Source organism: Streptomyces sp. NPDC002055, from assembly GCF_040296705.1.
In the GTDB taxonomy this organism is placed as follows: Bacteria; Actinomycetota; Actinomycetes; order Streptomycetales; family Streptomycetaceae; genus Streptomyces.
This window is the reverse complement of the sequence record NZ_JBEOXS010000015.1, coordinates 16,466-37,792: the sequence shown is the minus strand read 5'-3', so window position 1 is coordinate 37,792 and position 21,327 is coordinate 16,466. Positions and strand designations below refer to the sequence as shown.

At 74.6% G+C, this 21,327-nt stretch carries 18 protein-coding genes; 2 read left to right on the top strand and 16 right to left on the bottom strand.

Annotation, left to right across the window (positions count from 1 at the left end):
- The first annotated feature begins 23 nt into the window (after window positions 1–23).
- A complete protein-coding gene (locus ABT112_RS11885; RefSeq protein WP_351508279.1) occupies window positions 24–662 on the top strand; it encodes a TetR family transcriptional regulator in 639 nt (212 codons plus the stop codon).
- Window positions 659–1,891: an MFS transporter gene (locus ABT112_RS11880; RefSeq protein ID WP_351508277.1), complete on the top strand. Its 1,233-nt coding sequence runs from the start codon at window positions 659–661 to the stop codon at window positions 1,889–1,891. Before ABT112_RS11885 ends, ABT112_RS11880 begins: the two co-directional genes overlap by 4 nt.
- On the opposite strand, the gene ABT112_RS11875 is transcribed toward ABT112_RS11880, so the two are convergent.
- From ABT112_RS11875 to ABT112_RS11800, 16 genes are all read right to left on the bottom strand, one after another.
- A complete protein-coding gene (locus tag ABT112_RS11875) occupies window positions 1,825–2,733 on the bottom strand; it encodes an MOSC domain-containing protein (RefSeq protein WP_351508275.1) in 909 nt (302 codons plus the stop codon). The genes ABT112_RS11880 and ABT112_RS11875 overlap by 67 nt on opposite strands.
- Before the next feature lie 147 nt (window positions 2,734–2,880).
- Window positions 2,881–4,152: a M16 family metallopeptidase gene (locus ABT112_RS11870; protein ID WP_351508273.1), complete on the bottom strand. Its 1,272-nt coding sequence runs from the start codon at window positions 4,150–4,152 to the stop codon at window positions 2,881–2,883.
- A 260-nt stretch (window positions 4,153–4,412) separates the two neighbouring features.
- Window positions 4,413–5,858 (bottom strand): M16 family metallopeptidase, encoded by a 1,446-nt coding sequence (locus tag ABT112_RS11865; RefSeq protein ID WP_351508271.1) that lies wholly within the window; start codon window positions 5,856–5,858, stop codon window positions 4,413–4,415.
- Entirely contained in the window at window positions 5,846–6,631 is a 786-nt protein-coding gene (locus ABT112_RS11860) for a DUF5944 family protein (RefSeq protein ID WP_351508269.1), read from the bottom strand. Before ABT112_RS11860 ends, ABT112_RS11865 begins: the two co-directional genes overlap by 13 nt.
- A gap of 201 nt (window positions 6,632–6,832) precedes the next feature.
- Window positions 6,833–8,992, bottom strand: a complete 2,160-nt coding sequence (locus tag ABT112_RS11855; RefSeq protein ID WP_351508267.1) for a YcaO-like family protein — start codon at window positions 8,990–8,992, stop codon at window positions 6,833–6,835.
- Complete coding sequence (locus tag ABT112_RS11850; protein WP_351508265.1) at window positions 8,989–11,304, bottom strand: SagB family peptide dehydrogenase; 2,316 nt, start codon at window positions 11,302–11,304, stop codon at window positions 8,989–8,991. The genes ABT112_RS11855 and ABT112_RS11850 overlap by 4 nt, the downstream gene beginning before the upstream one ends.
- 2 nt (window positions 11,305–11,306) lie before the next feature.
- Window positions 11,307–12,389 carry a hypothetical protein gene (locus ABT112_RS11845; protein ID WP_351508263.1) on the bottom strand — a complete coding sequence of 361 codons (1,083 nt, stop codon included), beginning with the start codon at window positions 12,387–12,389 and terminating at the stop codon, window positions 11,307–11,309.
- A 171-nt stretch (window positions 12,390–12,560) separates the two neighbouring features.
- On the bottom strand, window positions 12,561–13,751 hold the full coding sequence (locus tag ABT112_RS11840; protein WP_351508262.1) for an acyl-CoA dehydrogenase family protein: 1,191 nt from the start codon (window positions 13,749–13,751) through the stop codon (window positions 12,561–12,563).
- Window positions 13,748–14,314, bottom strand: a complete 567-nt coding sequence (locus tag ABT112_RS11835; RefSeq protein WP_351508260.1) for a type II toxin-antitoxin system RatA family toxin — start codon at window positions 14,312–14,314, stop codon at window positions 13,748–13,750. The genes ABT112_RS11840 and ABT112_RS11835 overlap by 4 nt, the downstream gene beginning before the upstream one ends.
- A 69-nt stretch (window positions 14,315–14,383) precedes the next feature.
- Window positions 14,384–15,637: an aspartate aminotransferase family protein gene (locus ABT112_RS11830; RefSeq protein ID WP_351508258.1), complete on the bottom strand. Its 1,254-nt coding sequence runs from the start codon at window positions 15,635–15,637 to the stop codon at window positions 14,384–14,386.
- The gene (locus ABT112_RS11825; protein ID WP_351508256.1) at window positions 15,634–16,743 is read right to left on the bottom strand and encodes an SDR family oxidoreductase; all 1,110 of its coding nucleotides are present in this window, start codon (window positions 16,741–16,743) and stop codon (window positions 15,634–15,636) included. The genes ABT112_RS11830 and ABT112_RS11825 overlap by 4 nt, the downstream gene beginning before the upstream one ends.
- A gap of 8 nt (window positions 16,744–16,751) precedes the next feature.
- Entirely contained in the window at window positions 16,752–17,618 is an 867-nt protein-coding gene (locus ABT112_RS11820) for an SDR family oxidoreductase (RefSeq protein ID WP_351508255.1), read from the bottom strand.
- Between the two features lie 5 nt (window positions 17,619–17,623).
- The gene (locus ABT112_RS11815; RefSeq protein ID WP_351508253.1) at window positions 17,624–18,856 is read right to left on the bottom strand and encodes a beta-ketoacyl-[acyl-carrier-protein] synthase family protein; all 1,233 of its coding nucleotides are present in this window, start codon (window positions 18,854–18,856) and stop codon (window positions 17,624–17,626) included.
- Window positions 18,853–19,107: an acyl carrier protein gene (locus ABT112_RS11810; protein ID WP_351508251.1), complete on the bottom strand. Its 255-nt coding sequence runs from the start codon at window positions 19,105–19,107 to the stop codon at window positions 18,853–18,855. Before ABT112_RS11810 ends, ABT112_RS11815 begins: the two co-directional genes overlap by 4 nt.
- A gap of 310 nt (window positions 19,108–19,417) precedes the next feature.
- Window positions 19,418–20,173, bottom strand: coding sequence for an SDR family NAD(P)-dependent oxidoreductase (locus tag ABT112_RS11805; RefSeq protein ID WP_351508249.1), 756 nt, complete (start codon window positions 20,171–20,173; stop codon window positions 19,418–19,420).
- A 154-nt stretch (window positions 20,174–20,327) separates the two neighbouring features.
- Window positions 20,328–21,326: an ACP S-malonyltransferase gene (locus tag ABT112_RS11800; RefSeq protein ID WP_351508247.1), complete on the bottom strand. Its 999-nt coding sequence runs from the start codon at window positions 21,324–21,326 to the stop codon at window positions 20,328–20,330.
- Between the last annotated feature and the right edge of the window lies 1 nt (window position 21,327).

Below are 21,327 nucleotides of genomic sequence, written 5' to 3'. Positions count from 1 at the left end.
GTGCGTGTATGTATGATAGCTGTATGCGTAGAACCGCCGAGGAAGCCGCACAGACCCGGGCCGCCCTGCTGGATGCGGCACTTTTCGTCTTCGCCGAACAAGGCCTGGCCTCGGCGCGGCTGGCGGATGTCGCACAGCGCGCCGGGCTGACGCGTGGCGCGCTCTACTACCACTTCGCGGACAAGTCCGCCCTGCACGCCGCCGTGATGGCCCACTCCTGGGAGACCGTCACCGAGCCGGTGTGGGGCATTCTCGGTTCGGACGCGCCGCTGGAGGAGCGACTCCACAGCTTCCTCACCACGTGGTTGCGACGCCTGCGCCACGATGCCCGCTTCCGTGCGCTGCTGACCCTCACCCTGGACAGTTCGTACGACGCCGCGGGCCTGCCCGAAGGCCGGGCCGCCAAGGCCTCCGGCCTCGCCGAGTGGCAGCAGCAGCTCGAAGCTCTCTTCGGCGAGAAGCCGGCCGCCGCGGACACGGGCGCGGATCACACGCGCCGCCCCGGCGCGGGCGAGACCGCCGCGATAACCCCGGAGAGTGCCGCCGCGAGTCTGCTCGCCTGGCTGTGCGGCACCGCGCTGCTGGCCGCCACCGATCCGGACCTTCTCCCTCCGGACGACGCCACCGGCGTCGCCCCCGCTCTCAGAGGACTTCTGCCATGACTGACATCCGCTCGGGGACTCGTCCCGGAGCCGCCGTCACGGTCACCGCGCTGGCGCTCGGTGTCGACATGTTCCTGTACGGCAGCATCGTTCCGCTGCTGCCCGGCCTGCCCGCCGTCGACGGTTCCCCGCTCATCGCCGGTGTGCTCTTCGCCGTCTACGCGGCGGCGCTGCTGGCCGCCACCCCGTTCGTCGGAGTGTGGGTGGACCGGCGCGGGCCTCGCGCCCCGATGCTCGCCGGCCTGTTAGGGCTGGCCGCCGCCACCGTGCTGTTCGCCTCCGCCGTCGAGATCGACGGCTCCTCCGGGCTGGCGCTGCTGCTCGTGGCGCGTGCCGCGCAGGGTGTTGCGGCAGCCGCCTCCTGGACCTCCGGGCTCGCGCTCATCGCCGCCACGCATCAGCCCGACCAGCGCGGCAAGGTGATGGGGTTCGCCCTCTCGGCCGTCGGCGTCGGTGTGCTGCTCGGGCCCGCCGTCAGCGGTGTGCTCAACGACGCCTGGGGCCCGCGCGCCCCGTTCTACCTCATCGCGGCGCTGGCCGCGGGCGATGCCGTGGCCCGGATCCTCCTCGTCAAGGAGACGCCCGCGGACGAGGTCCGCACCCCCTACCGAGTCGTGCTGCGCGGCCCGCGCGTCGCCCTGCTGATCGCGCTGACCGGGCTCGGCGCCGCGGCGATCGCCTTCCCCGAGCCCGTCCTGCCGCTGCACCTGCACGACCTCGGGCTCGGCACGACCGCCATCGGCCTCGTCTTCGCCGGCGCCGCACTGGGCGGCACCCTGGCCGCTCCGATCGCCGGCATGCTCACCGACCGGGCCGGAGCCGGCCGGATCGCGGCCGCGGGCGCGCTCGTCGCCGCCCTCGGCTTCTTCCTCGCCGGACGCGACTCCACGGTGTGGTCCGTGACCGGGCTGATCGTGGTGGGCTTCGGCGCCCAACTCGTCCTCGCCCCCACCTTGGTGCTCATCGGGGCGCTCGCCGAACACACCAGGCCCGCCGCGTACGGCGCGGCGTACGCCCTCTACAACCTCGCCTACACCGGCGGGCTCGCGGTCGCCCCGGTGCTGGCCGGTGCCGGCGCGAAGGCGGCCGACGTCCCGACCACGACGCTCGTCGCCAGTGGGTTCGCGGTCGTGCTCGCGGCGGTGCTGATGTTCCGGCGGGATCAGCCCGCCACCGGCTCGACCGCATCGCCGGACCTCACCCGTCCGGGCTTCACCACGGACGCGTAATAGCCCAGGTTGTGTCCGAAGCGGCGGTGGACCGTACGGAGCAGTTCACGGTCCACCGCCAGCCCCTGCTGCGGGCGCGAAATCATCACGCAGCGCGGGCAGGCCGCCTCGACGCGGACCGTCGACTCGCCGATGCGCAACTCCCGGCCGGTCCAGTCCTGGTCGGTCTCGGCGGGGCCGTCCACCACGAGGTTGGGGCGCAGCCGGCGGATGTCGACCGGGCTGCCGAGCGCGGCGCGGAGCGCCTCCAGGATGCCGGTGGTGAGGATGTGCAGCGGATACGCGTCGAAGTAGCTGCCCGGGATGGTCTGGAACTCCATGACGGCGGGCGGGAGGTGTGAGAGATCCGGGATGTCCTCCAGGTCGGCGACCCCGAACAGGCCGGTCAGGTAGCCGTTCACATCCTCCGGGTACACCCGTGTGTAGTGCTCCCGCTGGTCGGCGGGGACGCGGGGCCAGAGGGTGACATCGGCGTCCAGGTGCGCGCTGAGCGCGTCGTGGACGCCCGGGTCGGCGGACGTCACCGGCGGCGCGCCGGGGGCGCTGAGTTCGACGGGTGGTGACGGTTCGCCCGGGATGGGTGGGCGCAGATACCGGACTCCGATGTCGAGCAGCGCGGGCAGCGAGCGCGCGTCCGTGACGCAGCCGCGCTTCTCGTCGCGCACCGCCCAGCAGCGGTCGCCCGCGATGCCGTCGGTGGTGAGCTCGCAGTGGTCGAGACGTTCGCCTGCCATGCTTTTGACGGGGTAGCGCCAGATGTTCTGCACGGCGGGGGGTGTGGGGTTGGGGTTGGGGTCGCGGTCAGTGGTCGTTCGTGTGTCGAGTGTCTGATGTGTCGTCATGGTGGGCCGAATCCTGAGTCGTTGGGGTTGCTCGGGTGGTCCGGGTGGTCCGGGTTGTTCGGGTCGACCGGGTTGTCGGGTGGTCAAGGTTGGTCGTTCGGGTCGTCCGGGGCGTCGTGACGGGGCCTGGTGCGGCGCTCTGTGACCTCAGGCGAGGAGGTACTGCCCGGCCGCCTGCTGCACCTGGTGGGCGGTGACCTGGAGGAGCCGGTCCGGGTAGCGGGTGCTCTCCGCCGGTTCCAGGCCCGCCACCTCGTAGCCGCAGAGGCGTTCGGTGATGCCGCGGGAGCTGCGCCCGGCCCGGTGGTACTGGATGACCAGGCGTTCCTTGGCGGATTCCAGCAGGTCGCCGCTGAACTCTCCGTGGGCCAAGGCGCTGATGACGGCTTGGCTGCCGGCCACCACCTCGGGGAGCGATTCCGGGGCGCAGCCGGCCGCGACCAGGCCGTAGCCGCCGTGTGCGAACTCCCGGCTGAACGCGGCGAGGGAGTAGGTCAACGCCCTTTCGGTGCGCAGGTGCTGGTCGAGGAGGCCGTCCCGGCCGCCGAGCAGGGCCCAGGCGAGGTGCACGGCCGGCTTGTCCGGGCTGCTCAGGGGGACGCCCGGGGTGCCGAGGAGGTGGTACGCGGACCCGGGGCGGCCCGCCGGGACGGAGACCGTGACCGGACGGGCGGTGGCGGGTCCGACAGGCTCGGTACCGGGGGTGTCGAGGGTGTCGGGGCTGTCGGGGTTGCTCGCCGGGGCGGTGCGGGTGGGGGGTGTGCTCTGTGGGGGAGTGATCGCGGGCGGTGGGGGAGTGCCGGGGCTCCCCAGGGCCGCGACCAGGCCGGTGTTCTCCAGGTCCGCGACCAGGTCTCGCAAGGCGGTGGGGTCCGCGTGGGAGACGGCCAGGACGGGCTGGGCCGCGCGGAGGGTGGCGGAGAGTCGTCGTACGGCGTCCGGGCCGATGGCGGCGAGGGCGGCGGCGCGTTCGGCGTGCCCGATGGCGTACGGGTGGTTCTCACCGAACAGGGCGCGCCGGACCCCGTCCGACCACCGGTCGTCCGCTGCGAGCCTGGCCAGGCACTCCGCTTTCGCCTTCTCGAAGTCGGCCTCCGGGGCCGCCCCTTGACCCACTCCCTCGGCGAACCACTCCGGCTCGGCGAACCACTCCGGCTCGGCGAACCACTCCGGTACGGCGCGGAGCACCGGGCCGTCGGAGCGCACGCATTCCACGGTGACGCCGGCGTAGTCGGCGGTGACCACCGGTTCGGCGCGTATCGCGGCCCCCGACCGCCGCGCGGCCCGTGCCACCGCACGGGCCCAGCAGGCGGCGATCAGCGGCGCCGCGACGATGGCGGCGCGGTCTCCGGCCGTGGTGAGCGGCAGGGCGAGCGTGGCCGCGGACAGCGTGCCGCCGTCGACCCGTCCGTCGATCACGACTCCGCCGCCCCGCGCCGGGATCCGTATCGGGGCGGAAGCGGAAGCGGAAGCGGTGGCGGCGACGGCGGGTGCGGGGGCGGGGGCGGGGGTGGAAGCCGACGCCGACGCGGGTGCGGGATCGACGGGTGCGGGGTCGAGGGGATCAGTGGGTCGGGTGTCGGCAGGTCGGGTGTCGGCAGGTCGGGTGTCGGCGCGCGGGGGGTCAGGAGTGGCGTTCTTGTTCCTGACTACACCGCTCGGCGCTCCGAGGTTCCGTGTCATCGGCCGTCCTTCCCCGCTGTCCCCGGCTCGACCTGCTGGATCGCTTCGACGTGGCGTTCCCACTCCGCCAGCACCGCCGCCACCTCGGCCGCGGTCACCCGCTCCGGAGCGACGGGTCCGTACGGCGCTTCCGGTCCGTACGGCCCTTCCGGTCCATACCGCCCCTTCGGACTGTCCCTCCAGGCGGCGGGACCGGTCTCGGCAGCCCGCTCGGCGAGTGTCTCCAGGTCGTCGGCCGCGCGGAGTTCGGGGATCAGCGCCTCGGTTCGCAGCCAGAGTTCCCCGTCCGCGGCGAGTAGCCGGGTCCGGGCGTCCCAGAGCGCGGTGTGCAGTGCGCGCCGGGCGGCGCCCGCGTCCGGGGCGGAGACCATGGCCCAGACGCAGGTCGTGCCGCGCAGTTCCAGCAACTGGAGGTCGAGTCCGCCCGCCGCGCGGACGGCGCGGCGGGCGAGTTCCTGGCGTGCGCGATGGGTGGGATGTCGGCCCGCTTGGTGAACGAGGTCCTGGCGGGAGGGGAGCGTGGGGCCGTTGCCGGGGTGGTCGACCGCGAACGCGAGCCCCACGGCCCGGCCCCCGCGCCGCCGTTGGGTGCCGTTCGCCGCCGCCGACCGTACTGCGGCGCCGGACGCCCCTTGCCGGTCGGACCCCCCTTGCCGGTTGGACCCTCCGTACCGGTCAGGTCCGCCAAGCCGGCCGGATCCCCCAACCCGACCCGAAGCGCCGGGCCCCGGCACCCCGGCGCCCTCAGGTGTCAGTTCGACGCAGACACCGTGCGACATGGGCCGGGCGTCGCACCTGGGGGAACGGATCAGCCGGGGCGGCACTCCGTGTCCGGCGACCGGCCCTCCCCACGGCCCCGCCGCGGCCGCCCCCACCGCCGAAGCGCCGTCGGTGACGATGACCGCCGTGGCGTCGGACGGCCGGTACCAGGCCGCGTGGAAGGAGCGCACCGCGTCCGGGGTGAGTGCGTCCAGCACCGTCCGGTCCCCCAGGGGGGAGTGCGCGTACGAGGTGCCCGGCCACAGCGCCGCGAGCAGCGTCTCCTGGAGGCGCCAGCGGAGGTCCGCGGTGCGCTGCGCCGTCTCCCGGCGGATGGCCGCCAGTTCCGTGGCGAGCACGGACGGCTCGACGGTCAGGGTGTCGAAGGCCGCGGCGAGGGCCGCGACCGCGGCGGGGGCGTCGGGGCGGCGGACCAGTACCGCGTAGCTCGTCCGTTCCCGGCCGGTCCGGGCGCTGACCAGGGCGCCGTTCCCGACCCGTCCGCCGTCCATCGCGCACCGCACCACCAGGTGTTCCACGACATGGGCCAGCCCGCGTTCGCCGGGCGGCTCGTCGGCGCTGCCCACCGCCACGTGCAGCCGGACGGCCGCGAGCGGGGCGCCCGGACGGTCCACCGTGATCAGGGCGGGCCCTCCGGCCGGCGGGCGGCTCAGGACGGGCATGCGGCGGCCGGGTCGGCGGGAGCGAGTGTCACCAGGGTCTGGGCCAGCAGCCGCCCCTTCTCGTCGGTCGCGATCACGACCCAGTCGCCGGGGGCCAGCACGGCGTTGTCGTCCAGCGGCATGTCGTAGCGGGCCACCGGATCCTCCGGGGTGCAGATCAGCTCCCGGGTGTGCACCAGCCCGGCGGCCTCCCAGGCGAGGCTGATCGTCTCCGGCCCCTCCAGGCCGTCGAGGCCCACGGACCAGCGCGCCACCCGCCGCCCGGCGTCGTCGCGCACCGTGTCCAGTGCGGCGCGGCCGAGGCGGAGCGGTGAGACGTACTGCTCGGTGAAGGCGTACGGCACATGCCGTCCGCTCCGGTCGAAGACGACGGCGTGCGCGGCGACCAGCCGGTTCTCGGCGTCGTAGACGGAGGCGTGACAGTAGTCCCGCTCCTGTCCCTCGGGGAGCAGGACCAGCAGTTCCGTGGTGGCGGCGGGCCGGTCGGGGGAGAGCGCGTGCATCCGCACACGGCACTCCTCCCGGTCCACGAAGAAGAACTTGTGCGTCAGCACCGTGCCGTCGGCCGGCCGGGGGACGGTGCTGGTGAACGTCAGCCTCACCCCGCCGTCCAGCGCCGTCACGCCGATCTCGCACGTGACCGGGCCCTGCTCGGAGGTCAGTTGCCGGCTCGCCATCCGCCGGGCGAAGACGGCGGCGATGTCGGAGGTGTGGGCGAAGTCCTCGTTGCGGACCACGGACATCGCGGGGGTGACGGTGAACGATGCGGACATCACGGCTCCTTCACGGGGCGGGTGCTTCAGCGGTGCGGCGGGTGGGTGCGCTGGGTGCTGCGCCTGTGGTGGTGCGGGATGGGGGGGCCGGCGGGCGGGTCGGGGGAGGCTTCGGGCAGGGCGACGTGCCGGGCCGTCCGGTCCCTCGGAGATGACGAGGGACCGAACCGGGATGCCTCACAACCGGGACGCCCCGACCCCTCACGGCAGCGGATGCGGATAGGGATTGTCCGGCGCGGAGTCGAAGCCGAGCCGGGCCGCGACCTCGTGCAGCCGGCGCCCGCCGAGCATCCGGCAGCCGTGGATGCCCGCCAGGTGCTGGAGCCCGGGGACCAGCACGCGGACGACGTGCACCCCGAGCCTGCGGGTGTCGGGCGTCGTCAGGTCCACGGCGTACACCGGGTGGCCGACGGCGGTGAGTTCCTCGACGAGCCCGTCCAGTGGGTCCGCGGGTGCCCCGGCCTCGTCGTACGGCGGGCGCTGCGGTCGGGTGCAGGGGGCCGGCAGCGTCGGGTGCACCAGATACCCGGCCTTCTCGCGCAGCTCGGGGAACTTCGTGTACAGCACGGCGTGCTTGTTGAAGTCGTCCACGTCCGAGAAGTCCTCGGCCGGCTCCGTCCAGTCCTTGTACTGCCGCAGCAGCCGGCGCACATAGGTGAGCCCCTGGGCCGCCTCCAGGAACGCCTTCTCCACCGCCTTGACGGGGGAGGGGCGACAGGCGCTGCCGAAGGACATGATGTGGTCGGCCCCGCTGCCGTGTTCCATCACCGCGACCACGCAGGAGGGCGCCAGGTCCAGCGACAGGTCGTAGAACCGCACCCGCCACGACGCCGAGCGTTCGATCAGGTACGACACCCGGGACGAGGCCGCGACCACCTCGGGGGCGACCGGCCGCGGGGGCAGCCGGTGCAGCCAGGAGACGGCCAGGGCGTCGCGTTCGACGATCTCGCAGAGGCCGCCGAGGACGGCCTGCCGGTACGACGGGCCGGCGGCCAGGCCGGTCGAGATGGAGGGGGCGATGGCGCTCTCCCCCGGTGCACGCCGGTAGTGCATGTGGACCTGGGAGGACGGCACGCGCACGGTGGCGCCGGTCGCCAGGTCGGTGGCGTGCGTCCAGCGGACCGGGGTGTCCGCGCCGAAGGGCTCGAACGGGAAGCCGGGCTCGGCGTACTGGGTCTTGGAGAACAGCGCGAACCGGTGCGGCTCGACTGCCGGTTCGTCCAGCTCCGACCAGGCCGCCAGCCGCAGCCGGTCCGGGCGGTAGAACCCGGCGGCGTAGCGCTCCAGCGACTCGCCCAGCGTGGCGTCGATGGCCTCGCCCTTGGAGAAGCCCGCACCGCCGTTGCGGGTGACCCGCATCGGGGGCTTGATGAGGGAGAGGTCGGCGGAGGTGCTGCCGCTGAGGTAGACGGGCGGTCCGCTCTCGGCGCGCCGCACATTGGCTGCGTGCACGATGCCGACCCGGTCGTCCTCGGCGTCCCGGAGCGTGCCGGTGACGGTGGTGTCGTCGGCCGGACCGCCCTTGCACACCGGGCAGTTGGGCACGACGGAGAGGTGGCGTTCGACGCGGTCGGGGCTGGTGGGGTCGCGCCACAGCAGGGTGTCGGCGGACCGGTCCGGGGTGCCACCCGTGCCACCCGTGCCATCCGTCCCCTTCGTGCCGGCCGTGACCGCCCAGCCGGCGATCCGGCTGCCGGCGGTCCCGGCGAGGCGGGCGGACGCCCAGGACGGCACGGTGTGCTCGTACGGCCGGCCGTCACTGTCCGCGAGATGGCTCATGTAGGCCCGCCAGGTGGGGCCGTGCACCGAGTGGGAACTGACGCGGATGCGCAGACACTCGTAACAGGCCACTCCCCGCCCCGGTATCCACAGGGGCCCCACGAAGGTCACGGTCGCGCCGGCCGCGCCGTACACCAGGTGCGGTACGCCGGCGCGGACGCACAGTGCGGCGGCCCGGGCCGGCCCGGGGTCGAAGAGGGACGCGGTGGCGATGACGACCAGCGACGGCCGGGGGCCGTCCGGTGGGTCGACGAGCGGTTCCGGGTCGCTGTCCGGGGCGGCGGTGCGGACGGTGGTGCCCGGGGTGCCCTCGGCGACCACGGCGAGCTGCCGGGTCAGTTCGGGCGGTCCGAGGATCACCAGGCTGCCGGCCGCCGGGCCGTCCGATTCCGGACCGGCCGGCCCGGTGGAGCCGGGGGCCGTGGCGGAGTCCTGCCGCGCGAGCCGTTCGGCGAGCCGGAGCAGACCGGTGCCCTTGATCCGGCGTACCTCCGAGGCGGTTTCCACGAAGCCGTTCTCGTCGTCCAGCGGGTGGACGCGCATGCTCTCGGCCGGCGGGGCCGAGGTGTCGATGTCCGTCATCTGGCCTCCTCGGGCCCGGTACCGGGCCCCTCGGGCGGGAGAGGGGGCCGGGGCGCCGCGGGCGCGGTTCCGGCCGGGGTGGCGGTGCGGGGCAGGGCATTCGGGGCGGTGGTGAGGCGCTGTGAGCCCTCCGGGGCCGTGGGGGTGCGGGCGGCGGCGGACGGGTCCGTGGCGGTTCCGGCAGGGGAGCCTGCGGACGTTCCGGTGGCCGTCCCTCCGGGGGAGTCGGCGGACGGTTCCGCGGCCGTCCCGGCAGGGGCCTCGGCGGACGTGCCCGTGCCCGCGGTGTCCCTCGGCGGTGCGGCGGCGCGGGGCCCCAGCAGAGTCAGATACAGCACCGCGTCGTCGACGCCGTCCACGCCCACCAGGTCGTTGAAGTAGTCGTCGACGAAGGCGATCATCGGGTGGGCGACGAGGCCGAGCGCGGTGGCGGTGAGGACCACGCTCTGCGCGAGATGGCCGCAGTCGAGCAGGACGGTGCGGTAGCCGCGCTCCCGGTACTTCCACTGGTTGCGGCGGAAGGCACCGGTGTAGATGACCATCGCGGCGGCTTCGTCCGCGCGGCCCTGATAGCCGGTCTGCGCGGTGACGTCGGCCCAGCTGCGGTCGGCCCGGACCAACTGCAGCTCCCGGCGCCCGGGGTGCAGGTAGTACAGGCCGGGTTCGATCCCGGTGACCCGGTTCACCAGCAGGAACAGGTCGCACGAGTAGAGCCCGCCCGCCGACGGCGTCGCGCGCAGCGGCAGCCTGACGTCGCCGCCGGCCAGTCCGCTGCCGGTGGTGCCGTACGAGAGGTTCAGCAGGTGGGCCAGTTGGTCGCGGGTCAGGGAGCCGCCGCCCATGGGCGCCCAGGAACGGCGGCGCCGCACGCAGTCCTCGAGGGGCGCGAGGGCGGGCGGACCGTCGGTGCGCAGGTCGTGGACGCGGGCGCTGTCGCGGAAGTCGCGGTAGGCCCGGCCGATGAGGCGACGGGCCGCGGGCGCCATGTCGTTCACATCGACGGCCGGCAGGGTGCCGAAGACGGTCCGCATCTTCGAGTTCTCGTGGAAGATCCGGCTGAGGCGCACCTCGTCGGACTCGTAGGTGAGGGAGAGCTGACGGGGGGCGCGCAGTCCACGCGGCACCGGGGGACGTCGGGAGCCCGAGGCGGTTGCGGAGGCGGCCTGCCCGGACGGTGCGGTCGTTCCGTCAGCGGTGCGTTCGGACGGTGCGGTTGTTGCGTGAGTGGTGCGTTCGGACCGCGCGGACGTCCCCTCGGCGGTCCGTCCGGACGCCGCGGTCGTTCTGTCAGCTGTCTCGGCGGTCGCCGGGGTGATGCGGCAGGCCACCACGACCGTTCCCGCGTCCGGCGGGCTCAGGGTGCGGACCTGCACGCGGAGGCCGTTCTTTTCCAGAGCGGCGCGCAGCAGGTCCGGTTCGGTGCCGGGGGCGAGGCCCGGGGTGTCCGCCCGGACGGCGTTCCCGGTGACGTCCTGGTGGACGAAAGCCGTGCCCCGGTGGGCCGTTGAGGTCTCCGTTGCGGGCCCCTGAGCGGCGGAGTCCTCCCCGGCCGCACCCTGCTCCAGCCCGGCGAGGACGAATTCGCGCAGGACCGCGTGCACGGCTCGCCGGGCGCCGCGCCCGAGGTCGAGGTCACAGACCGCCGCCTCCAGCGGACGGGCCAGCCGGTCCAGGTGCAGCCGGGCGCCGATGACCGGGACGGACGCCGACTCGCCCAGCAGCCGGCACTCGATACGGGCGCCGGTGCCGCGCAGCACGCTGTCCGCCGCCTCGCACCCGGTGACCGCCACGCCCGGCGCTCGGCCCTGCGCTTCGCCCTCCGGTCCGCCCCGCGCTCCGCCCTCCGCCCCGCCGTCCGGTCCGGTGCCCGCCCCGGTGCCGACGGCGGAGGCGTCGTCCAGGTGACGGTGGGCGAGTGCGGTGTAGACGGCGTCGGCGACGGCTTCGTCATGGGTGGCTCCGGCACCCGCGGTGGCGTCGACGCCGGCCCGTTCGAGCTTCAAAGCGGCTGCTGCTGCTACCAGTTGGAGTACTGCACTCGCGCGGTCCCCGGCCACCGCGACGTCGAGCACCGGAATCTCGGCGGCACCGAGGTCCAGGTCCTCACGGCGGTGGGCGGCGGGGACGAGCGCGACGGCGTGGGCGCGGACGTACAGCGGCAGGGGCAGCGGCCGGACGGCGTAGCCCTGGGCCGTGACGGCCGCCTCGGGGTGTGCGGTGCGGACGTCGGTGCCGTGGCCCGTGCGCAGGTCGGTGCGGAGGTGGAGGTCGGTGCGGAGGTCGGTGCGCAGGTCGGTGCGGAGATCCGTCATGGTCAGAACTCCAGCCATTCCTGGGCCACCGGTCCGGCGGTTGCGCAGCACGCGCAGTAGGGGTCCCGCCAGGCCCGTACGGAGGTCTGCTCGCAGGTGACGGGGTCGAGGGTGACGATCCGTCCCCACGGGTGCTCGGCGCCCATCGGCATGAAGGCGCGCAGGGTGAGCTGCGCGGTGAGCCCTGCCGCCCAGACCAGGCAGCCGGGCTGGAGGGACGGCCAGCTGTCGTGGGCGACGGCCGGCGTCGTGGTCCGCCGCGGCGTGTCGTCCGCGGTGGCGCCATCACCGGCGAGGCCGTCGGCAACCGTGCCGACGCCGGTGTCCCCGAGAGAGGCCCCGTACGGTGCGGAGCACCGGGGGCACGCCGACTCGCCCGGCATGGTCCAGGGGCCGAGTCGGATCTGCTCCGGGGTGACGAGAACGGGGAGGAACGGGCGGTGCTCCGCGCAGAGTTGGTGTGCGGCCCGGTGCAGAGCCGCCTCGTCGGCGAGGGAGACCACGACGGTGAGACCGTCCGGGGTGGTGTTCCCGGTGCGGTCGTCCGCGCCGGCCGCACCGGAGGCCCTGGCCGCACCAGCCGCACCAGCCGCACCGGCCTCGGAGTCCTCGGAGTCCGGGGCGTCCGCCGCGTCCCGGACCCGGAGCCCCTGCCGCCGCAGCGCCTCCCCGAGGACATCGGTCACTCGGGACGGGCCGGTGAGCGTGATGTCCCGGCGGACCGAGGCGAAGACCGCGTCGGGGGACGAGGTACGACGGGATATGAAGGAGTAGAGCCGGAGTTCCGCCTTCGAGCCGATGGATTCCCGTGGCTGCAGCAGGACGCCCATGGCGGCGAGATTCTTCATGTGCGGCCGCAGCCGTTCGGCCTCGGCCGCGGTCAGCTGTTCCCGGACCGGGGCGGTGCGGTTGAGTTTCGGCACCACCTCGGTGAGTAAGTGCCGCAGCGTCTCCCCGCTTTCCCCCTTCGCCTCCACGACGAACTTCCGGGCACCCGCGATGATTTGGAAGCGGGAATTCCCGAGCGCTGTCAGCTCCACATCGGTCGCGCCGACGACATCCCCTGCTGCGTCCCATGTATTCACAATTATCAACCTAACGGCGATTCTTCGGCGGTCCGATACCGATTTCCGTAGTACGGAACTACGGTTTTCATCAGGCTCCGTGGCCGAAACCCTGGCCGACGGGAACACCCGTCCCGTGCGAAGCCCATAGGCCCTGTCGTCGTGGAGCAGACGGGAGTTCGACGACAGGACCTACGGCACGTCCACCGTCTCCCCCCGCAGGTGCTGCACGAGCGCCGTCTCGCCGGCGGTCCGGGAGGGCGGGTGGAAGGCGAGGCAGCGGGTGGCCGCACAGAGGTAGGCGATGTCCGGGTCGCCGATGAACGCGCCGCCGCCGAGGGCCTCGGCGGCCCGTGCGGCCACCTCGACCACCGCGTCCTGGACGGCGAAGCGCACGGCCAGCGCGGGGCCCAGCAGCGCGGCCGGGTCCGCACCCGCCGCGGCGTCCGACTCGGCCTGGGCCGCGACCCCCTCCACCGCGTACGTCGCCCCCTCCAGCGTCGCCGCCATCCGGGCGAGCTCGCCGGTGTCCGTGCGGGGCGCGGCGACCGCCCGTTCGACGAGCGCCGCGGCCATCCCCAGGTAGGAGGCGGCGATCAGCACCTCGAACCAGACCAGTGAACGGCGCAGCGGCTCACTGGTGGTGCCCACCGGGCCGAGGTCGGTGACGAGGCGCTCGGGCACGAACACGTCGTCGAGGACCAGTTCGTCGCTCTCGGCCCCGGCCAGGACGTCGCTGCGCCAGAACGGCCGGATGCTCAGCCCCGGCGAGTCCGCCGGCACGACGGCGACCGCGCACCGTTCACCGTCGGGCCGCCGCACCCGCACGGTGGCGAAGAGCAGGCCCATCGAACGGCTCAGGCTGCACGGCTTCTTCGTGCCGTCGACGCGTACGCCGCCGTCGACGGGGCGCGCGGTCATGGACGGGGTGAGAATGCCTGCCCCCGGGCGCCCCTCGGCGGCTCCGGAGGCCACGAGCATCGTGTTGCGCGCGACCGCCTCGGCCAGCAGCCATTCGAGGCCCGCGCTGAGGCGTTCCCAGCCGATCAGCGACGCCACCGAGAAGTGGTGCATCGTGGTGGCGACGGCCAGCGAGGGCGCTCGGGAGGCGATGGCGCGCTGGAGCCGCACGCCTTCGCGCAGCCCGGCGCCGAGGCCGTGGTGGTCGGTGGGGACGAACAGCGCACCGGCGCCCGACTGCCGGAACCAGTCGACGGCGGGGGAGCCCGGCCGTTCCAGTTTCTCCAGGCCGGTGGCGGCCAGCCGGGCGTCCAGGCCGGGCAGCCGCCGCTCCAGCAGCTCCCGGTCCCGGGCGAGGAATCCGGCGCCGGGCGCCGTCCGGATGCCGACGGTCACGGCTGCCCCCGGGGTGCCGACGTTCACCGCCGGCCTCCGCCGGTCGCGAGACGACCGTCGGCCGCCCCCTCCGCGTCAGCGCCCTCCGCGTCAGCGCCCTCCGCGTCATCGCCCCCCGCGTCGCCGCCGGACGGATCGCCGTCGCCGTACGGGTCGACCACGATGCCGGCGACCAGCGCCCGCAGGATCACCGCGATGTAGTCGCGCAGCGTCTGCTCGGCGATCGGTTCGATGACCTCGGCGAGGGTGGGAATTCCCATGTCGAAGTCGCAGGAGAAGATCACCCGGCAGCCGTCGTCGGTGTCCAGAACCTGCCAGTGGCCGACGAGATGGTCGAGGTCCCCCTCCTCCAGAAAGAAGTCGACCCGGTGGTTCTCGGCGTCGTACCGGTCCTCCTCGGTCCATTTCAGAATGCCCCGGCGGAAGGTGACCTCCCAGGCGCACCCGGTGCGGCCGCCGTCGAGTTCGAGAATTCCGACGCTGCGCACCGCGTCGGTCAGTTCCGGGTAGCGGGAGAAATCGCTGATGACCGGATAGATTTCGGTGGCTTTCCGGCCCGGGGCCGTTCCCGCCATTCGTACGTACCGCATGCATGCCTCCTGAACAATGAATCGTCACAGTCCCCAGCAGCTCCGTACTTCCCAGCAGCCCCGTACTCCTCAGCGGGGCCCGCACCCGTGCCGGGCCGCGAGGGCCGCGGCGGAGCTCTCGACCGCCGCGGCCAGCAGAGCGAGCTCCCGCTCGCCGAAGAACGCGGACGGGGTGAAGCGCACGGTTCCCAGCGCGTTGCCCGTGGGGCACACGACGACACCGTGTTCGAGGAGGTCGAGCACGAACTCCCCGGCGTGCGACCGCTGGTGGAACTCCACCCCGAACAGCGCGCCGCGCCCCCTGATCTCCTTGACCAGCGGCCCGCACGCGGCCAGCCCGTCGGTCAGCAGGTCCCGCAGCCGCCCCTCCAGGGCCGCCGCCCGGCCGGGGACGTCCTCCCGCAGCACGGCCTCGACGGTGTGCCGGACCGCGACGGACGCGAGCGGGTTGCCCCCGTACGTCGAGGTGTGCAGCACCGGGTCCCGGTTGAGCGGGGCGTAGGCCTCCGCGGTGGCCACGACGGCGCCCACCGGCATCACGCCCCCGCCCAGCGCCTTCCCGCAGAGCAGGAGGTCGGGGGTGACGCCCTCCTCCTCGATCGCCCACATCCGTCCGGTGCGGCCGAGCCCGGTCTGCACCTCGTCGACGATGAGCAGGGCGCCGGTGCGGCGGCAGGCGCGTTCGACCGCGCGGAGATAGCCGGGCGGCGGCACCCGTACCCCGCCCTCGCCCTGCACCGGTTCGACGATGGCGCAGGACTCGGCGGTGAGGCGGGCGGCCAAGGCCTCCGCGTCGCCGTAGGGCACGAAGTCGACCGGTCCCGGCAGCGGTTCGCAGGGGTCGCGGAAGACGGCCCGGCCGGTGGTGGACAGCGCCCCGAGGGTCTTGCCGTGGAAGCCGCCCTCGGTGGAGACGGTGTGCCGCCTGCCGTTCATCCGGGCCAGCTTGAGCGCGGTCTCGCAGGCCTCGGCACCCGAGTTGGTGAGGTGGACGTACTCCAGCCCCGGCGGGCAGACGGCGGCCAGGGCCGTCGCGGCGCGGGCCAGTTCCTCGTGGTGTACCAGGGGGCCGGTGAGCGCCAGGGTGCCCAGCTGGCGGGTCACCGCGTCGACCACCGGCGGATAGCCGTGGCCCAGCAGGAAGACACTGAACCCGCCGCAGTTCAGCAGCCGTTCGCCGCCCTCGGTCCAGAGGTAGTCGCCCTCGCCGCGGACGATGACCGGCGCCGCCATCAGCGCGGCCAGCCGCGCCAGCCCGGAGTTCACATGCTTCGCGTAGAGGTCGAGGACCTCGGCGCGGTCCAGCCGCTCGTCGGTGATCACACCCGTACCCCCTGCCGCACCAGCCGCACCCGGGAACTCCAGTACTCCAGCGCGGTGTCCAGCGCCGCGCCGAGGTCGGGCGGATCGGGCAGCTCCGGACCCGGGCCGGGCAGCGTCTCGTCGGTGGTCAGCGGGCCGACGATGTCGGTGAACAGCTCCAGCCGCTTCCGCAGGTCGGCCGCGAGGGCGTCACCGAAGGCGGGCAGGATCAGCCGGTGCACCACGTCGGAGTCCATCAGCCGGGGCCGGGGCACCTCCCAGCCGAGCCGCTCCGCGAAGCGCAGACAGTGGTCGACGAACTGCTCGATGGTCAGGGCCCGTTCGCCCGCGGTGATCCAGTGTTCGCCGCGCGCCCCCGCGGCCAGCAGGGCCGCCACACAGGCCGCCACATGGTCGCGCGGCAGGAAGTCCAGACGGGATCCGGGCGCCACCGGCACCAGCGGGGCATCGCCGGTGACCAGGGCCTTCATCGCGGCGTAGATGCCCTGGAAGCGGGGGGTGGCGCCGGTGCGGCTGTCCCCGGTCACCACGGTGACCCGGAGGATCGACCACGGCACCCGCGCGGCCCGCACCAGGTCCTCCGCGGCCTGTTTGGACTCCCGGTACACCCGCGACCGCCCGGTCTCCGCACTCCCGTCGCGCTGCCGCACGTAGACCGTGCTCACCAGGTGGAACGGGACCCCGGCGGCCTCGGCGAGCCGCAGCGCGTGCCGGGTGCCGTCGGTGTTGACGCGCCGGATCTCCTCGGCGGGCCGGGTGAAGGAGGTGACCGCCGCACTGTGGACGACCCCGCCGATGCGGCCGGCGAGCACCCGTCCCGGGCCGGGGTCCAGGCCGAGGCCGGCCGCGGTGACGTCGCCGGTCACGGCCTCGATGCCGGGTCCGGGCCGGTTGCCGCCCGGCCGCACCAGGCCGATGACGTGCCCCGGCCCGAGCGCCGTGGCCAGGCTCTGGCCGATGACCCCGCCCGCGCCGGTCAGCAGATACGGGCGGGACGGGGCGTGCGGACCGGATTCGGGCGGTGCGTCCGGACGGGCGCGGGGCGGGGAGACGGAACCGGGGTGGGGCGGGGAGAGGGAAGGGCGGGGTGGGGAAGCAGCGCTCACGTGGGGCCTCACATCAGGATCGAATAGCCGCCGTCGATGACGAGGTTCTGGCCGGTGATCATTCGTGCGTCGTCGGAGAGCAGGAACGCGGCCGCCGCTCCCACATCGTCCGGAGAGGTCAGCCGCCCGGCGGGCGTGCGGGACCGTGCCGTGGTGAACAGCTCCTCGTGCCGGCCGAAGCTCCGGGCGGCGTCGGTGTCGACCAGGCCGGGGGTGACCGCGTTGACCCGGCAGTGCGGCGCCAGCTCGACGGCGAGATACCGCACCAGCGACTCCTGGGCCGCCTTGGACGCCGCCAGCAGCCCGTAGGCGTGCGGTATCACCCGCTGGGCGCCGGGGCTGGAGACCGCGACGACCGCCCGCAGGCCGGGCGAGGCACACTGCACCAGCCGCAGCAGGGAACGGGCGTGGGTCTCCACCGTCCAGTCCCAGTGACTCCGCTTGGAGTCCATGAGGGAGCGTTCGACGCCCGTACCGGCGTTGGAGACCAGCAGGGTGGGCGGTCCCAGTTCGGCGGTGACCCAGTCGACGACCGCGGCAGGCACGTCCCCCTGCGGGTCCCCGAAGAACGCCCGGCGGGAGCAGGCCCGCACACCCAGCTCGGTCAGCGTCGCGACCGTCTTCTCGGCACTGGTCCGGTCGCGCAGATAGGTGACGGCCACATCGGCGCCGAGGGCGGCCAGCCGGCGGGCGATACCGCCGCCGATCCCCTTGGTGCCGCCGGTGACCAGCGCGACCTGACCGGCGAACGACCGCTCGGGGCCGCGGACTTCCGCACCGTCATGGGAGGCGGGGGAGGAGCCGCCGGTGCCCGGGACCGCGCGATCGGTGGTTGACGGCTCGGTGCCGTCGCCTGTCTCCGTCCGGGGATCCACCGCGCTCACACCGCCTTCGCCAGAGCCAGGGAGCAGTTGACTCCGCCGAGTGCGAACGAGTTGCTCAGCGCCAGGTCCACGTCGGCCTTCCGGGCCCGGCCGGGGACGACGTCCACGGCGCAGTCCGGGTCGGCGGTGCGGAAGTTGATGGTGGGCGGCAGCAGCCCGCGGTGCAGGGCCAGGGCGGTGGCGGCGGCCTCGGCGGCGGCCGTGGCCCCCATCAGATGGCCGTGCATCGACTTGGTGGACGACACCGGGGGCAGGGCCGGCCCGATCAGCGTGCGCAGCGCCAGCACCTCCGCCGCGTCGCCGGCCGGGGTGCCCGCCGCATGGGCGTTGACATAGCCGACCTCCGCGGGCTCCCGGCCGGCCATCCGCAGGGCCAGCCGCATGGCGTTCAGGGCGCCCCGGCCGTCCGGGCGCGGCCGGGAGAGGTTGAAGGCGTCGGCGGTGTGGCCGTGTCCGACGAGTTCGGCGTAGATCCGGGCGCCGCGGGCCCGCGCCCGCTCCCAGTCCTCCAGGACCAGGACCACGCCGCCCTCGCTCATCACGAACCCGTCCCGGTCGGCGTCGAACGGGCGGCAGGCCGCGGCCGGGTCGTCGCTGCGGGTGGACAGGGCGCGGGCGGTCGCGAAGGTGGCCAGCGACACCGGATTGAGCGGTGCGTCGCAGCCGCCCGCGAGGGCGACGTCCGCCAGGCCCTGCCGGATCAGTTCGGCGCCCCGCGACAGGGCGTGCCCGGACGCGGCGCAGCCGGTGGTGGGGCACTCGACGGCGCCCATGAAGCCGTACTCCATGGAGATCAGCCCGGCGGCCACCGCGGGCATCATGGCCATGCTGGTGGTCGGGGAGACGGCCCGCCAGCCGCGCCGGCCCAGGACCTCGGCCTCGGCCGAGATCCGTTCCATCCCGGCGTAGGCGGTGGCGACGACCACGGCGCCGCGCTCCGGATCGAGGCCGTCGGCCACGTTCCCCGCGTCCTCGACGGCGAGCCGGGCGGCGGCGACCCCGAACTGGGCGAACCGTTCGGCGCGCCGGATCAGCCGGGCGTCGAGGTACTCGGCCGGGTCGAAGTCGTCGATCTCCCCGGCCGCGTGCACCGGGAAGTCCGGCACGGTGAAGCGGGTGAGCGGGCCGATGCCGGACATGCCCTCGCGGAGCGACTCCTCGAACGTCTTGACCCCGATGCCGATCGGGGTGACCGGCCCGATGCCGGTGATCGCGACGCGCCGGGTCATGCCGCGTCCGCGGTGGCGCTGAACCGGTCGACGACCCCGCCGATGACGAGCATGTCCTGGAGTTCCGCGTCGGACACGGAGGTGTCGTACCGCTCCTCCAGAATGGCGACGGCGCTCATCAGGTCCACCGAGTCGAGACCGAGGTCGTCGAACACGTGGGCCTCCGGCGTGATCCGGTCGGCGGGCACCGCGAACCGCTCGGTGAGCAGCTCCCGCACCTCGGCCTCGATCTTCTCCCTGTTGTCCTGCACGGCCTTCTCCTCGCTGCTGGGTACGGCGTGTGTGGTGGGGCGGGCCGGCTGCCGCTCGGTGCGGCCGGGTGCCGGCCCGGCGGTGGTGCTCCGGGGGCCCGACGGTGGTGCTGCCCGGTGGTGGTGCTGCCCGGCGGTGGTGCTGCCCGGCGGTCGTGCTCCCGGGGTGGTGTGCCGGCCCGGTGGTGGTGCTCCCGCCCTGTCGGTGCTCCCCGGCCGGTGGCCGGTGCTCCGGCCGGGTCGATGCTGGTCCGGTGTGTGCGCGGCCGGTCTTACGTCCCGCCGACGCCGTCGGGAGCCGGTCCCGCGGTCAGCCGAACCCCCCGTCGACGTCGACGGATCGTCCGGTCAGCCCGGGGGTCTCGACGCAGAACCGCACGGCCCGCGCCACGTCCTCCGCGCTCACCAGGCCCCCGGTCGCGGTGCGTTCGGCGAACCCGGCCCGGGAGTCGGCGCCGACCCCGGCGATCAGTGGTGACTCCACGAGCCCGGGCGCCACCACGTTGGCGGTCACCCCGTGCCGTCCGTACTCGCGGGCGACGGAGCGGGTGAGGGCGAGCAGCCCGGCCTTCGCCGCGCTGTAGTTGGCCTGGCCGGGCGTCCCGTACGCCGCCGCCGCGGACCCGATGCTGACGATCCGCCCGTACCCGGCCGCGACCATGGCGGGCAGGGCCTGGCGCACGCACCGGAACGGGCCGGTGAGGTTCGCGGACAGCACCTCCTCCCAGTCGCGGTCGGCCATCCGCAGCAGCGGCCGGTCCCGGAGCACCCCGGCGGCGTTGACCAGGACGGTCACCGGTCCCGCGGCCGAGGCCACGTCCCGGAAGGCGGCCCGTACGGCGTCCGGATCGGTCACGTCGACCGGTACGGCCAGCGCGCCGGGCAGTTCCTTCGCCAGCTGCCGGGCCGCGTCGGCGTCCCGGTGGTAGCCGGCCGCGACGCGCAGCCCGGCGTCCGCCAGCGCCCGGGCCACGGCCGAACCGATGGTCCCGCTCGCCCCGGTGACCAGCGCGACCCGCGGGCCGTCCGCCGGCGCCGCCCCCGCGGTACCGGGACCTGCCCCCACGACAGGTCCGGTGCCGGGGCGTGCGTCCCTGGTGTCCGGTCCCGGGCCGGGGCGTGCGTCCCTGGTGTCCGGCCCAGGGCCGGGACGGGCGCCCCTCGTGTCCGGCCCCGCGTCACGGCTTGAACCCCTCAAGTCCGGCCCCGAGCCCACCCGTTCACCCACCATCGCCGCCGCCTCCCGCCGCACGCACTGCCACCGGGGGCCGGACGCTCCCCGGCGTTCCGCCGCGCTCGGCCTGGAACGGCTGGGGTGTGCGGGCCTCCGCGTCGTTGGAGACCAGCCGCAGCCCGGGCGCCTGCCCGGGGAGGACGGCCCGGACCAGGCCGAGGAGCCGGGCGGGGGAGCCGGGGCCGAGTTCGGTGAAGTCCCGGTGCCCGGCGGCCGACGCGGCCCGGACGGCGGCGGCGAAGTCCACCGTGCCGGTCAGGCCGAGGACCAGCAGCTCCTTGACGCGGTGCGGATCGGTGGTGGCCTCCGCCGTGATGCAGGAGAACAGCGGGGCGGCCGGCGGGCGCAGCTCCACCGGCTCCAGCGCGGCGCGGAGTTCGTCGGCGGCGGGCGCCATCAGCCGGGTGTGCGCGGCGTACGGTACCCGGAGCGGGCGGATCCTGAAGGCGCCCCGGGCGCGGCAGCGCGCCGTGGCCTCGTCGAGCGCGGCGCGCTCCCCGGCGATGACGATCTGCTCCGGACTGTTGATGTTGGAGATCTCCACCAGCCCGCCGCCCGCGCCGACCTCCGCGCAGACCGCGCGCACCGCGTCCTCGCCCAGGCCGAGCACCGCCGCCATGGCGCTGTCCGCGGTGGCGCAGCGCAGCATGGCGCGGGCCCGCAGCGCGGTCAGCCGCACTCCGTCCGCGAAGGTGAGCGCGCCGGCGGCGGTGAGGGCGGCGAACTCGCCGAAGCTGTGGCCGAGGACGGCGGCCGGGGCCGGGCCGTGCCGCCGCAGTGCGGCGGCGGCCGCCACGCCGACCACGAACAGGGCGGGCTGGACGAGTTCGGGGCGCCCGTCGGGGTTCTCGTCGGTGAGGCACAGGGCGGCCAGATCTTCGTCGAGCAGCGCGCTCGCCTCCCGCAGCAGCCGCGGGGCGGTGTCGAGTCCGCGGGCCATCCCCGGGCGCTGGGCGCCCTGGCCGGGGAACATCCAGACCGTCATC

Coding starts and splice junctions, on each gene's coding strand:
- ABT112_RS11885 (WP_351508279.1), top strand. CDS start 24: ATGCGTAGAACCGCCGAGGAAGCCGCACAGACCCGGGCCGCCCTGCTG.
- ABT112_RS11880 (WP_351508277.1), top strand. CDS start 659: ATGACTGACATCCGCTCGGGGACTCGTCCCGGAGCCGCCGTCACGGTC.
- ABT112_RS11875 (WP_351508275.1), bottom strand. CDS start 2,733: ATGACGACACATCAGACACTCGACACACGAACGACCACTGACCGCGAC.
- ABT112_RS11865 (WP_351508271.1), bottom strand. CDS start 5,858: ATGCCCGTCCTGAGCCGCCCGCCGGCCGGAGGGCCCGCCCTGATCACG.
- ABT112_RS11860 (WP_351508269.1), bottom strand. CDS start 6,631: ATGTCCGCATCGTTCACCGTCACCCCCGCGATGTCCGTGGTCCGCAAC.
- ABT112_RS11855 (WP_351508267.1), bottom strand. CDS start 8,992: ATGACGGACATCGACACCTCGGCCCCGCCGGCCGAGAGCATGCGCGTC.
- ABT112_RS11850 (WP_351508265.1), bottom strand. CDS start 11,304: ATGACGGATCTCCGCACCGACCTGCGCACCGACCTCCGCACCGACCTC.
- ABT112_RS11835 (WP_351508260.1), bottom strand. CDS start 14,314: ATGCGGTACGTACGAATGGCGGGAACGGCCCCGGGCCGGAAAGCCACC.
- ABT112_RS11815 (WP_351508253.1), bottom strand. CDS start 18,856: ATGACCCGGCGCGTCGCGATCACCGGCATCGGGCCGGTCACCCCGATC.
- ABT112_RS11800 (WP_351508247.1), bottom strand. CDS start 21,326: ATGACGGTCTGGATGTTCCCCGGCCAGGGCGCCCAGCGCCCGGGGATG.